Below are 12,867 nucleotides of genomic sequence, written 5' to 3' on the forward strand. Positions count from 1 at the left end.
ATGTTCCGCATCGCCGACGGCGAGGAACTCGGCTACGGCGACCCCGCCCTGCGCGGCCACTCCTTCGAGTTCCGCATCAACGGCGAAGACCCCGGACGCAACTTCCTGCCCGCCCCCGGCACGGTGACGCTGTTCGCCCCGCCGTCGGGTCCGGGCGTGCGCCTGGACGCGGGCGTCGAGTCCGGCAGTGTCATCGGCCCGGCCTGGGACTCCCTGCTCGCCAAGCTGATCGTCACCGGCGCCACCCGCGAGCAGGCGCTCCAGCGTGCCGCCCGCGCCCTCGAGGAGTTCCAGGTCGAGGGCATGGCGACCGCCATCCCGTTCCACCGCGCGGTGGTCCAGGACCCGGCCTTCGCCCCCGAACTGACCGGCTCCGCCGACCCGTTCACGGTCCACACCCGCTGGATCGAGACCGAGTTCGCCAACGAGATCCCCGCCTTCACGGCTCCCGCGGACATGGAGACCGACGAGGAGCCGGGCCGCGAGACGGTGGTCGTCGAGGTCGGCGGCAAGCGCCTGGAGGTCTCGCTGCCCTCCTCGCTGGGCATGTCCCTGGCCCGCACCGGCCTCGCGGCGGGCGCCAAGCCCAAGCGCCGCGCGGCCAAGAAGTCCGGCCCGGTCGCCTCCGGTGACACGCTCGCCTCGCCGATGCAGGGCACGATCGTCAAGGTCGCGGTCGAGGAGGGCCAGGAGGTCAAGGAGGGCGACCTCGTCGTCGTCCTGGAGGCCATGAAGATGGAACAGCCCCTCAACGCCCACCGCTCCGGCACCATCAAGGGCCTGAGCGCGGAAGTCGGCGCGTCCATCACGTCCGGCGCCGCGATCTGCGAGATCAAGGACTGACGACACGGTCGTACGACATCCGAAGCGCCCGTCGAACCGAGCAATCGGTCCGCCGGGCGCTTCGGCGTTGTTCGTCGCCTCAGCCGGGTGAGCGGCCGGGATGGGCCGGGTCGGGTCGGGTTCGGATCTCGCTGATCACGGACCAGGCGACCGACACCATCGGGACGGCGACGACCGCGCCGATCACACCGGCGAGGATGCCGCCCGAGATGACGGAGAGGGCCACGACCACCGGGTGCAGCCGGACCGCCCAGCTCAGCACGAGCGGGTGCAGGACATGGCCCTCGATCTGGCCGACGACCACGATCATGGCGAGCACCACGAGCGCGATGACCGGCCCCCGTGAGGCCAGCGCGACGACCGTGGCCACGGCCAGCGCGATGGGCGAGCCCACCAGCGGGATGAACGCGGCGAAGAACTCCAGCAGTGTCAGTGGCAGGGCCAGCGGCACGCGCAGCGCGAACAGGGCGATCCCGACCAGTACGGCGTTGGTGGCGGCCACGATGATGATGCCGCGGGTGTACCCGGCGAACGTCCGCCACGCGGCCCGTCCCGCGCGGCCCCAGGGATCCTTGGCACTCTCGGGCAGCAGGCCCTGGAACCAGTGCCAGAACCTGTCCCCGGAGTGGATGAAGAACAGCGAGCAGAACAGCGCGAGCACCGCTCCGGTCAGCACCTCCACCGCCCGCCCTACGCCGCTGAGGGCACTGCTGATCAGCGTGGAGCGGTGCTCCGAGAGGTACGTCCTCACCTTGCCCTGAAAGTTCGACAGCACGGTGTGGCGGACGCGGAAGGGAGGGCCCTCCAGCCACCGCTGGATCCGCCCGACGCCCCCGGCGAACTGCTGCCCCAACTGGTCCGACTCGCCCGCGACCAGGCTGCCGACCAGCGCCAGCAGCCCGAGCATCAGCACCAGACTGCCCACCACGCTCACCACGACGGCCAGGGACCGGGGCATGCGCCGCGCCAGCAGATCGGCCAGAGGACGCAGCACCGAGGTCACCACCAGCGCGAGGAACAGCGCCACGGCGACCAGTTGCAACCGGCCCAGGATCTTGAAGGCCGCGTACACGACCACCCCGAGCACCAGCAGCCGCCATGCGTACGCCGCGGCCGTCCGAAGCCCCTGGCTCACCGGCACGTCGTCGCGCTCCGCGGCACGCCGGATCGCCGTCCCCGCCGTACGGGCCCGTGCCACCGCCTTCACCCCGCGGGCGGACCCGCGGGCGGGCCGGCTCCCCAGGACGACGTACCGCATCCGTCGCCGGTGCGAACGGCGCGATCCGTCGTTCACCTGTGCGTCACCGCCTCCCGTCGCCGTGTCAGGGACAGGTTGCGGGTGGACGAGGAGGCGTCGCAAGCCGGGACGCATGCGGACAAACCGCACCCGTACGCCGTGAGCTGCGCCGCTTCCCCGTAGCGCGGCCGGGGGACGGCCGAGTGGAGGGTGCCCATGGAGGGTGCCCGGCGTACGCCATACGGCCCATGGCGGTGCACGCCGGTCGAATCGGTCAGCGGCGGCGCAAATCCGCCACTCGCGCCCGCTCTCCCGGGGACTGCTCGCCCAGGACGGTAGCGCTGCGCAACTGCGGTCCCGCACCCGGCACCTGGCCGCGGCGCGGACCGGGGAGGGGCATGTCCCGGCGCGACTGGCGCCCCGCCGGGACCGTATCCCCTCCCGTGCCGCCGCCCGACTGCCCGGCCACCGCGATCTGCACGCCCTGGTCCGCCAGGGCCTGCAGTTCGGTGACCGCGCGGTCGTCGTGAGTCGGCGGCTCGTCGGTGACCAGGCGGGTGATCAGATCGGTCGGCACCGTCTGGAACATCGTGTCGGTGCCGAGCTTGGTGTGGTCGGCGAGGACGACGACCTCCGCGGCGGCCTGCACCAGCGCGCGGTCGACGGACGCCGACAGCATGTTGGAGGTGGACAGCCCGCGCTCGGCGGTGAGCCCACTGCCGGAGAGGAAGGCCCGCGAGACCCGCAGCCCCTGGAGGGACTGCTCGGCGCCGCTGCCGACCAGGGCGTAGTTGGAACCGCGCAGGGTGCCGCCGGTCATCACGACCTCGACGCGGTTGGCATGGGCCAGCGCCTGCGCCACCAGCAGGGAGTTGGTGACGACGGTCAGCCCGGGCACCCGCGCGAGCCGGCGCGCCAGCTCCTGCGTCGTGGTGCCCGCGCCCACCACGATGGCCTCGCCCTCTTCGACGAGACCCGCGGCGAGATCGGCGATGGCCGTCTTCTCGGCGGTCGCGAGATGCGATTTCTGCGGAAAGCCGGACTCCCGCGTGAACCCGCCCGGCAATACCGCACCGCCATGCCGGCGGTCGAGGAGTCCTTCTGCCTCCAGTGCGCGCACGTCCCGCCGTACGGTCACTTCGGAGGTCTGGACGACGCGGGCGAGCTCACGGAGCGACACGGCCCCGTTCGCTCGCACCATTTCGAGGATCAATTGGCGACGTTCTGCAGCGAACACGAAACTGACAGTAACCCCAACGACCGTCTGCTTTCAGCAGTTTGCGCCGAATAACAGAAGTTGTTCGCATGACAGTACGCGAAGTGGTATACGCGCCTACTCGCGCCGCCTATGCCGTACGAATGGTCGACAACTCCCCGTGACCAGCGGGAAGTCGGGATGGGACGTCAGCCTCCGTCGCCCGCCTTGCGGGTGTGCAACTGCCGTGCGACCTCGGCGATCGAGCCCGAAAGGGAGGGATACACGGTGAACGCGTTCGCGATCTGTTCGACCGTCAGATTGTTGTCGACCGCGATCGAGATGGGATGGATCAGTTCCGAGGCGCGCGGAGCGACGACCACGCCACCGACGATGATCCCGGTGCCGGGGCGGCAGAAGATCTTGACGAAGCCGTCCCGGATGCCCTGCATCTTGGCGCGCGGGTTGCGCAGCAGGGGCAGCTTGACGACCCTGGCGTCGATCTTGCCCGCGTCCACGTCGGCCTGTGAGTAGCCGACGGTGGCGATCTCGGGGTCGGTGAAGACGTTGGACGAGACGGTCTTCAGGTTCAGCGGAGCGACCGCGTCGCCCAGGAAGTGGTACATGGCGATACGTCCCTGCATCGCCGCGACGGAGGCGAGGGCGAAGACGCCCGTCACGTCACCGGCGGCGTACACACCCGGGGCGGTGGTCCTGGAGACCTTGTCGGTCCAGATGTGCCCGGAGTCCCTGACCCTGACCCCGGCCTCCTCCAGACCCATTCCGCTGCTGTTCGGGATGGCGCCGACGGCCATCAGACAGTGCGAGCCGCTGATGACCCGGCCGTCGGAGAGCGTGACCTCGACCCGGTCGCCGACCCGCTTGACGGACTCGGCACGGGAGCGGGCCATGACGTTCATGCCACGGCGCCGGAACACGTCCTCCAGCACGGCGGCGGCGTCCGGGTCCTCGCCCGGCAGCACGCGGTCGCGGCTGGAGACGAGCGTGACGCGCGACCCGAGCGCCTGGTAGGCACCGGCGAACTCGGCGCCGGTGACACCGGAACCGACGACGATGAGCTCCTCCGGGAGCTCGTCGAGGTCGTAGACCTGCGTCCAGTTCAGAATCCGCTCGCCGTCCGGCTGCGCGTCGGGCAGCTCACGCGGATGCCCGCCGGTGGCGATCAGCACCGCATCGGCGACGAGCGTCTCCTCGGTCCCGTCCGCGGCCCGTACGACGACCTTGCGCGAGCCGTCCAGGGACTGCATGCCCTCCAGTCGCCCACGCCCGCGCAGCACCCGCGCGCCGGCCCGCGTCACGGAGGCCGTGATGTCGTGCGACTGCGCGAGCGCGAGCCGCTTCACACGCCGGTTGACCTTCCCGAGGTCGACGCCGACGACCCGGGCCGCCTGCTCCGATGGAGGGGTGTCGTCGGCGACGATGATCCCCAGCTCCTCGTACGACGAGTCGAAGGTGGTCATCACCTCGGCCGTCGCGATAAGGGTCTTCGACGGCACGCAGTCGGTGAGCACCGACGCCCCGCCCAGACCGTCGCAGTCGACGACGGTCACCTCCGCGCCGAGCTGGGCGGCAACCAGCGCCGCCTCATATCCGCCGGGTCCGCCACCGATGATCACGATCCGAGTCACGTACTCCATTGTCCCGCACGCTTCAAGATGCTTCCGCCCGGGGGCCGCGCCCGCCCGCATCCGAGCCCCTTCCGTTATGCGCTCATCCGTTATGCGCTGATGCGTTCTGTTACGCAAGAGGCTCCTGTGCTCCCTGCCGTACCCTCGACCTCATGTCGCTCTACGCCGCGTACGCCGGCAATCTCGACCCGCGGCTCATGACGCGCCGCGCCCCGCACTCGCCGCTGCGCGCCACGGGCTGGCTGAACGGCTGGCGGCTGACGTTCGGGGGCGAGCACATGGGCTGGGAAGGCGCGCTGGCGACCCTCGTAGAGGCCCCCCGCTCGCAGGTCTTCGTGGCGCTGTACGACATCGCCCCCCTGGACGAGGACTCCATGGACCGCTGGGAGGGCGTGGGCCTCGACATATATCGCCGGATGCGCGTACGGGTGCACACGCTGGAGGGCGAGGAACCCGCGTGGGTGTACGTACTGAACGGGTACGAGGGCGGACTCCCCTCCGCGCGCTACCTCGGTGAGATCGCCGACGCGGCGGAGTCGGCGGGCGCGCCCCACGACTATGTGATGGAACTGCGCAAGCGTCCCTGCTGAGGGGCCCTTCCGCGCCCCGGGCGACCCTGCCGACGACGCCTCTCGTGGGAAAGGCCGGTCCACCCCGTTCCCACCCCTTCGTCGGAAACGACAAGACAACGATCGCAAGACCGTGACCTCTGTCATCTACGCGCGTAGGCCTGGACCAGCTACCCTCATGCGCGTGAACGCATCTCTTCTTCCGGACGACATCCAGGGCGACCCTCACGCCGCCGCCGACGCCGCCGCCACCCGCCTGCGGGAGCTCACGGGCGCCGAGACCCACGACGTCGCGCTCGTGATGGGCTCCGGCTGGGCTCCGGCCGTGGACGCCCTCGGCACCCCCGAGGCCGAGTTCCAGGTCACCGAGCTGCCCGGGTTCCCCCCGCCGGCGGTCGAGGGGCACGGCGGCAAGATCCGCTCGTACAAGGTCGGTGACAAGCGGGCCCTGGTCTTCCTCGGCCGCACCCACTACTACGAGGGCCGCGGGGTCGCCGCCGTCGCGCACGGCGTGCGTACCGCCGTCGCCGCGGGCTGCAAGACCCTCGTGCTCACCAACGGCTGCGGTGGTCTGCGCGCCGACATGCGCCCCGGCCAGCCGGTGCTGATCAGCGACCACATCAACCTGACGGCGACGTCCCCGATCGTGGGGGCGAACTTCGTCGACCTCACCGACCTGTACTCGCCGCGGCTGCGCGCCCTCTGCAAGGAGGTCGACCCCACCCTGGAGGAGGGCGTCTACGCGCAGTTCACCGGGCCGCACTACGAGACGCCGGCCGAGGTCCGGATGGCCCGTGTCCTCGGCGCGGACCTCGTCGGCATGTCGACGGTTCTCGAAGCGATCGCCGCGCGTGAGGCCGGTGCGGAGGTTCTCGGCATCTCCCTCGTCACCAACCTCGCCGCCGGTATGACGGGCGAGCCCCTCAACCACGAGGAGGTCCTCCAGGCCGGCCGCGACTCCGCGACCCGCATGGGCGCCCTCCTCACCCAGGTCCTGGACCGCCTGTAAGGACCACGCCGCCTCTGGGGGCCGCGCCCTCGAACGCCGGACGTCCCGAGGCCTTCAGGGGCACGGCGCCGTTACCCATGCGGCTCCGCCGCGTGGGCGCGCCCAGCCCCCACCGGCCCTCGGCCGAAAGACCACGGGCGGGCGGGGACCCTCTGGGGCACGGGGAACTGCGCGAGCACCCCCCACCCGCCCGCAGCCGACCATCGCACCCCTGGCCGGGTACACAGCAAGGGCAGCACAAACAGAGAGGTTCACCCGACGTGCAGGACGAACTCATCGCACGGGCCGAGGCGTGGCTCGCCGAGGACCCCGACCCGGATACCCGCGAGGAGCTCGCCGAGCTCATCGTCGCCAAGGACGTCCCCGAGCTCACCGCACGCTTCAGCGGCACCCTCCAGTTCGGCACCGCCGGCCTACGGGGCGAACTCGGCGCGGGCCCGATGCGCATGAACCGAGCGGTGGTCATCCGTGCCGCCGCCGGCCTGGCCGCGTACCTCAGGAAGCAGGGCGAGACGGACGGCCTCGTCGTCATCGGCTACGACGCCCGCCACAAGTCCGCCGACTTCGCCCGGGACACCGCCGCGGTGATGACGGGCGCGGGCCTGCGCGCCGCCGTCCTGCCCCGCCCCCTGCCCACGCCCGTCCTGGCGTACGCCATACGGCATCTCGGCGCCGCGGCCGGCGTGGAGGTCACCGCCAGCCACAACCCGCCCCGCGACAACGGCTACAAGGTCTACCTGGGCGACGGTTCGCAGATCGTCCCCCCGGCGGACGCCGAGATCGCCGCCGAGATCGCCGCCGTCGGCAGCCTCGCCGACGTCCCCCGCCCCGACTCCGGCTGGGAGACCCTCGACGAGGGCGTCCTGAACGCCTACCTGGCCCGTACGGACGCCGTCCTCGCCCAGGACTCCCCCCGCACCGCCCGCACCGTCTACACGGCGATGCACGGTGTCGGCAAGGACGTCCTGCTCGCCGCCTTCGCCCGGGCCGGCTTCCCGCAGCCCGTGCTCGTCGCCGAGCAGGCGGAACCGGACCCCGACTTTCCCACCGTCGCCTTCCCCAACCCGGAAGAGCCCGGCGCGATGGACCTGGCCTTCGCGAAGGCCCGCGAGACCGGCCCCGACCTGATCATCGCCAACGACCCGGACGCGGACCGTTGCGCGGTGGCCGTCAGGGACGGTGCGGACTGGCGCATGCTGCGCGGCGACGAGGTCGGCGCGCTGCTCGCCCAGCACCTGGTGAACCGCGGCGCGCGCGGCACCTTCGCGGAGTCGATCGTCTCCTCCTCCCTCCTCGGCCGGATCGCCGAGAAGGCGGGCCTCCCCTACGAGGAGACCCTCACCGGCTTCAAGTGGATCGCCCGGGTGGAGGGCCTGCGCTACGGCTACGAGGAGGCGCTCGGGTACTGCGTCGACCCGGACGGCGTACGCGACAAGGACGGCATCACCGCGGCCCTGCTCATCACGGAACTCGCCTCCGAGCTGAAGGAAGCGGGCCGCACCCTCCTCGACCTCCTCGACGACATCGCCGTGGCGCACGGTCTGCACGCCACCGATCAGCTCTCGGTCCGCGTGGAGGACCTGTCGGTCATCGCGAACGCGATGGGCCGGCTGCGCGAGCAGCCCCCGACGGAGCTGGCGGGCCTGTCCATCACCAGGTCCGAGGACCTGACGAAGGGCACGGACACGCTTCCGCCGACCGACGGGCTGCGCTACACGCTGGACGGCGCCCGCGTCATCGTCCGCCCGAGCGGCACCGAGCCGAAGCTGAAGTGCTACCTGGAGGTCGTGGTCCCGGTCGGCTCGCACACCGAGCTGCCCACGGCCCACGCGAAGGCCGCCGAGCTGCTCGCGGGGATCAAGCGGGACCTGTCGGCGGCGGCCGGCATCTGATCCCGCGCCTCGGATCCCGCATCGCGGATCCCGCATCGCGGAGCCGCGGCTCCGCGAGGGCCCAAGTACGGGACCCAGCCACGTACGGGTGATTTCCGCCCGGCAGTTGACGCAGCGCTCCGGTGCGCCACCATCCGACCGAGGAACGGTTGGCGGTAGCGCACCGCCGAGCCCCAGGAGCTGCCGCGTGTCCTCGACCGCTTCCCGGCCGACATCCTCCCCACCCCGGAACGCTCCCGGCGAACTCCCCGCACCCGCGAACACGAACGCGAGTACGGGCACGGGTGCGGGGACGAGCAGGAGCACCGGCATCCTGCGCTCCCTCCGCACCCAGCTGCGCCGGGCGGCCCCCGCCCTGCTCGCCTACGGGGCCGTACGCCTCGTGAGTCTGCTGCTCCTCACCCTGTGGGCGCACCATCAACACCACGGCGTGTGGCCCGTCCTGGCCACGCAGTGGGACGCGGACTGGTATCTGGGCATCGCCCAGCACGGCTACACCCATCACCTGGGCACCCGGTACGACGCGAACAACCTCGCGTTCTTCCCGCTGTACCCGTTCCTGGTCAAGGCGGCCGCGGTCCTGACCCCGGGTACGCGCGCCACGACGGGCCTGGCGATCTCGATCGTCGCCTCCTTCCTCGCCGCGTGGGGGGTCTTCGCCGTCGGCCACCATCTCCACGGCCGGCGCGTGGCCCTGCTGCTGACGTTCCTGTGGGCGGCTCTCCCGGTCGGCCTGGTCCAGTGGATGGGTTACACGGAGTCCCTCTTCACGGCGTTCGCCGCCTGGTCGCTGTACGCGGTGCTCACCGGCCGCTGGCTCTGGGCGGGCGCCCTGGCGTCGTTGTCGGGCCTGACCCGCCCGACGGGCATCGCGGCGGCGGCGGCGGTCACCGTCACGGCCCTGCTCTCCCTGCGGCACCGCTTCTCGCCCCGCGTCCTCGCGGCCGCGGCCCTCGCCCCGGCGGGCTGGTTCGCCTACGTCGGCTGGGTGGGCGTGCGCCTGGGCCGATGGGACGGCTACTTCGCCGTGCAGCGCCTGTGGCACAACGACTGGGACGGCGGCGCGGAGACCCTGCGCCGTATGCGGGAGGTCCTCTCTCAGGATTCCAGGCCGGAGCTGTTCCTGGTGATGGTGACGGTCACGCTGATCGTGTCCGTGGTCCTCTACGCCCTGGGCGCCGTGGACCGGCAGCCGCTCCCTCTGCTGGTCTTCACCGGCGTCCTGCTGCTGATCGTGCTGGGCAGCGGCGGCGTCTACTTCCCCCGTGCCCGCTTCCTCCTGCCCGGCTTCCCGCTCCTGCTCCCGCTGGCCCTCCATCTGTCCCGTGCCTCACCCCGCTTCCGGGCCCTCGCCGTGACCACGGCGCTGCTGGGTTCGGCGTACTGGAGCGCGTACATGGCGCTGGTCTGGCCGAGCGCGCCCTGAGCGGGCGCCCGTACGGCACCACCCCTGGATTCAAACGTCTTTCGATTCACGGGGAGTTGGGCTGTCGCATGCTCCTCGGCTGCCTGCTCCGTCCCCGCGCGTCTCACGCTGGAGGGAAGCGCGGATGTGCTCCTCACCCCCCCCTTGGACGCATCCGCCCGCCAGGTGTCCCGCGCCCCCATCACTGCGATTGGCGGGATGCCGCGCATGGGCCGGACACGGGGTTCAGCCCGCCCCCCAGGCAACTGAACCCCGTGTCGGGCTCCGGCCGCGCCGCCTCACACGCGCACGAGGTAGCTGAAGCCCGTGTTCGGGCCGACGCAGGACTGGAGCGTGAGGTCGCCCCAGTACAGGCCCTGGGACGGGGTGCCGCGGCCGGGGCTGACGTAGTGGGCGTACACGCGGTACTCGAACGTGCCGCGTGGCGTCGTGGCCGTGACGAGGGTGCCCACGGGCAGCTTGGCGAACCGCTCGAAGCCGCAGTAGTCGTGGCCGACGACGACGGCGGTACGCAGTGCGTAGCCGTCCTCCGTCCCCAGGTCGGGCCCCGTCCACTGGACGGCGTCGCGGCACGCGTCCACCGCCTCCTGCCCACCGCGTACCACCCGGGCCGACCAGGAGCCGATGCGCAGGGTGGTCGAACCGTCCTGGCCACGCCGACCGAACGTCTCGGCACCGGCACCGGCACCGGCACCAGCACCGGCACCGGCCGACGGCTTCGGTGACGGCTTCGCGGGCGTGGCGCCGGGGCGCGGCGAGTGGGACGGGGGTGGTGTGCGCGACAGGTCCGGGAGCTTCGTCGTCGGCGACACGGTGGGCGCGCTGGGGGACGGCGAGGCCTCCGGAGCGGGGTCGCGGGGCGGTGGAGTGGGAGTGGGTCCGGGCGTGCGGGGGCGGGCCGATGTCCCGAGCGGGGTGGGCCCGGCCGGGTCCGGGGCAGTCCGCTCGGCGGACGGAACGGACGCGGGTGGGTCCGCCAACGCCTTCTCGGGCGCTCCGGGGACGGCGCAGCCGGCGAGAGTGACGGAGGCGACGAAGGCGACAGCGGCCAGGACGGCCGCGGTACGGGCCACCGCGCGGCGGGATCGTCCCTCGCTCGTCGCTCGGAGGGTGTCTGGCATCCGGCGTCTCCGTTGGTGTGGTCGGTCGTCCTATCCGAAGCGTCCGTTCACGTAGTCCGTCGTACGCGGGTCCTGCGGGTTGTTGAACATCGCGTCCGTGGTGCCGTGTTCGACGATGGCGCCGGGGGTGCCCTGCTCGGCGAGGAAGAACGCGCACTGGTCGGAGACCCGGGCGGCCTGCTGCATGTTGTGGGTGACGATCACGATGGTGACCTCTTCGGACAGCTCGTGGATCGTCTCCTCGATGCGCCGCGTCGAGGTCGGGTCCAGCGCCGAGCACGGCTCGTCCATGAGCAGGACCCGCGGTCGTACGGCCAGCGAACGCGCGATGCACAGACGCTGCTGCTGGCCGCCGGAGAGCGCGCCGCCGGGCTGCCGGAGCCGGTCCCGGACCTCTTTCCACAGGCCCGCCTTCGTCAGGCACTCCTCGACGAGCCAGTCCTTGTTCTCCCGGCCGGCCTTGATGCCGCCGAGTTTCAGGCCTGCGGTGACGTTGTCGTAGATGGACATCGCCGGGAAGGGGTTCGGCTTCTGGAAGACCATGCCGATCTGGCGGCGGGCGTGGGTGATGCGGCGGCCGCGGTCGTAGATGTCCTCGCCGTCCAGCAGCACCCGGCCCGCGAGGGAGGCGGAGCCGATCAGTTCGTGCATGCGGTTGAGGATCCGCAGGAACGTGGACTTGCCGCAGCCGGACGGGCCGATGAGCGCGGTGACCTTGCGGGCGGGCATGGTGAGCGACACGTGCTCCAGGACCTTGTGGTCGCCGAACCAGGCCGAGATGGAGTCGGCCTCCAGGGTCGCCGGGTTGCTCTCGCCGGGGCCGGCGCCGGAGACGGCGGGCCTGCTCGCCTTGGTGCTCCGCATCTTCACCGTCGGGTCGAGGATCTCGTCGACGAGCGTCGGGTTCGTGTCGGACATGATGGTGGAACTCCTCGTCGGTCAGAGCAGGTTGGGCAGCAGGCGGGTGGCGGCGCCGGAGACGGCGAGGCCGAGGGCGGTCAGCACGGGCACGCAGACGATCCAGGTCTGCCAGCGACCCCACACGCGGTACGCGGCCATGGTGAGCAGGGCCGCGCCGAGCAGCCCCTGCGACCAGAGGAAGACCGAGAGCCAGGCGGCGTTCTCCGTGCCCAGGGCCTGCTCGGACTCGTCGATCCAGCCGAGCGTCAGCGGGCGGGGCGGGGCGGGCTGTACGGCACTGGCCAGGGTCGCGTCCACGCGGAGGGTGCCGGAGGGGGTGTAGGGCGCGCCGTCGGCGGTGATGAGCGTGAGCCGGCCCTGGCCGTCCTTGAGTGTGGGCGGCAGCGGGTCGCCCTTGCGGCGGATGGAGGAGACCTTGTAGGTGGCGGTGCCCTGACCGGTCGTCAGCCGGATCTCGGTGCCGAGGGGCAGTTGGTGCACGTCGTTGAAGGGGCTGCCGTACCCCCACTGACGGCCCATGATCACGCTGGTGCCGGCCTGTCCCGGCAGCGGGGTGTCCCGGCGGTGGCCGGGGCCGGACATCAGCACCCCGGAGGTGGTGCCCTCCCCCACGACCTCCTTCAGACCCAGCGCCGGGATGCGCAGCAGGGCGACGGGCGCGCCGGGCTCCAGCATCTTGCCGTCGTAACCCCGCTGGCCCACCGGTGCGGTTCCGAGGGCGAGTTGACGGCGGAACTCGTCGTACGCGGTCTGCTGGTCACGCGCGTGCTGGAGGTGGCCGACGATGGTGAGGTTGGCGGCGAAGCCGAGCAGCAGCGCGGCGAGCACGCACAGCGCGGCCCCGGCGAACGCGAAGCCGGGGCGCTCGGCCCGCGGCGGCCCCGCGGCGGGCCTGGGCTCGGGTGCGGGCGCCGGCACCGGCGGCGCGTCGGCCGGCGGGGGCGGGGACAACACGGTCACGGGGAGCACTCCTGTGCAGAGGTGTGTGGTGGAGATACGAAGGCG

At 71.9% G+C, this 12,867-nt stretch carries 11 protein-coding genes; 5 read left to right on the forward strand and 6 right to left on the reverse strand.

Features of this window, described 5'->3' with window-relative positions; genetic code table 11:
* A partial coding sequence (locus tag ACIRA5_RS11580; RefSeq protein ID WP_403689782.1) for a biotin/lipoyl-containing protein occupies window positions 1-843 on the forward strand: 843 nt, incomplete at its 5' end.
* A gap of 79 nt (window positions 844-922) precedes the next feature.
* Here ACIRA5_RS11580 and ACIRA5_RS11585 read toward each other — a convergent pair.
* The 3 genes from ACIRA5_RS11585 to ACIRA5_RS11595 form a co-directional block, all read right to left on the reverse strand.
* Complete coding sequence (locus tag ACIRA5_RS11585) at window positions 923-2,101, reverse strand: AI-2E family transporter (RefSeq protein WP_403689785.1); 1,179 nt, start codon at window positions 2,099-2,101, stop codon at window positions 923-925.
* 253 nt (window positions 2,102-2,354) lie between these two features.
* The gene (locus ACIRA5_RS11590; protein WP_403689788.1) at window positions 2,355-3,317 is read right to left on the reverse strand and encodes a DeoR/GlpR family DNA-binding transcription regulator; all 963 of its coding nucleotides are present in this window, start codon (window positions 3,315-3,317) and stop codon (window positions 2,355-2,357) included.
* A 167-nt stretch (window positions 3,318-3,484) separates the two neighbouring features.
* Window positions 3,485-4,933, reverse strand: coding sequence for an NAD(P)H-quinone dehydrogenase (locus ACIRA5_RS11595; protein WP_403689791.1), 1,449 nt, complete (start codon window positions 4,931-4,933; stop codon window positions 3,485-3,487).
* A 143-nt stretch (window positions 4,934-5,076) separates the two neighbouring features.
* On the opposite strand from ACIRA5_RS11595, the gene ACIRA5_RS11600 reads away from it, so the two are divergent.
* From ACIRA5_RS11600 to ACIRA5_RS11615, 4 genes are all read left to right on the forward strand, one after another.
* On the forward strand, window positions 5,077-5,514 hold the full coding sequence (locus ACIRA5_RS11600; protein ID WP_075028313.1) for a gamma-glutamylcyclotransferase: 438 nt from the start codon (window positions 5,077-5,079) through the stop codon (window positions 5,512-5,514).
* A 163-nt stretch (window positions 5,515-5,677) separates the two neighbouring features.
* Window positions 5,678-6,502: a purine-nucleoside phosphorylase gene (locus ACIRA5_RS11605; RefSeq protein ID WP_403689793.1), complete on the forward strand. Its 825-nt coding sequence runs from the start codon at window positions 5,678-5,680 to the stop codon at window positions 6,500-6,502.
* A gap of 260 nt (window positions 6,503-6,762) precedes the next feature.
* Window positions 6,763-8,394, forward strand: coding sequence for a phospho-sugar mutase (locus tag ACIRA5_RS11610; protein ID WP_403689796.1), 1,632 nt, complete (start codon window positions 6,763-6,765; stop codon window positions 8,392-8,394).
* Between the two features lie 187 nt (window positions 8,395-8,581).
* On the forward strand, window positions 8,582-9,820 hold the full coding sequence (locus ACIRA5_RS11615; RefSeq protein ID WP_403689798.1) for a hypothetical protein: 1,239 nt from the start codon (window positions 8,582-8,584) through the stop codon (window positions 9,818-9,820).
* Window positions 9,821-10,098: 278 nt separating this feature from the next.
* Here the strand turns inward: ACIRA5_RS11615 and ACIRA5_RS11620 are convergent, their stop codons facing one another.
* The 3 genes from ACIRA5_RS11620 to ACIRA5_RS11630 all read right to left on the reverse strand — a co-directional run bounded on the left by ACIRA5_RS11620 (window position 10,099) and on the right by ACIRA5_RS11630 (window position 12,822).
* Entirely contained in the window at window positions 10,099-10,941 is an 843-nt protein-coding gene (locus tag ACIRA5_RS11620) for a hypothetical protein (protein ID WP_403689800.1), read from the reverse strand.
* A 30-nt stretch (window positions 10,942-10,971) separates the two neighbouring features.
* A complete protein-coding gene (gene pstB, locus ACIRA5_RS11625) occupies window positions 10,972-11,805 on the reverse strand; it encodes a phosphate ABC transporter ATP-binding protein PstB (RefSeq protein ID WP_382139711.1) in 834 nt (277 codons plus the stop codon).
* Between the two features lie 75 nt (window positions 11,806-11,880).
* Complete coding sequence (locus tag ACIRA5_RS11630; RefSeq protein WP_403689801.1) at window positions 11,881-12,822, reverse strand: sortase; 942 nt, start codon at window positions 12,820-12,822, stop codon at window positions 11,881-11,883.
* Window positions 12,823-12,867: the final 45 nt, after the last annotated feature.

Origin of the sequence: Streptomyces sp. NPDC096311, from assembly GCF_044763085.1 — a bacterium.
Lineage (GTDB): Bacteria > Actinomycetota > Actinomycetes > Streptomycetales > Streptomycetaceae > Streptomyces.

What these genes read in the sequence shown, in the direction of transcription:
- ACIRA5_RS11585 (WP_403689785.1), bottom strand. Translation starts at nt 2,101, where the DNA reads ATGCGGTACGTCGTCCTGGGGAGCCGGCCCGCCCGCGGGTCCGCCCGC.
- ACIRA5_RS11595 (WP_403689791.1), bottom strand. Translation starts at nt 4,933, where the DNA reads ATGGAGTACGTGACTCGGATCGTGATCATCGGTGGCGGACCCGGCGGA.
- ACIRA5_RS11600 (WP_075028313.1), top strand. Translation starts at nt 5,077, where the DNA reads ATGTCGCTCTACGCCGCGTACGCCGGCAATCTCGACCCGCGGCTCATG.
- ACIRA5_RS11620 (WP_403689800.1), bottom strand. Translation starts at nt 10,941, where the DNA reads ATGCCAGACACCCTCCGAGCGACGAGCGAGGGACGATCCCGCCGCGCG.
- pstB (WP_382139711.1), bottom strand. Translation starts at nt 11,805, where the DNA reads ATGCGGAGCACCAAGGCGAGCAGGCCCGCCGTCTCCGGCGCCGGCCCC.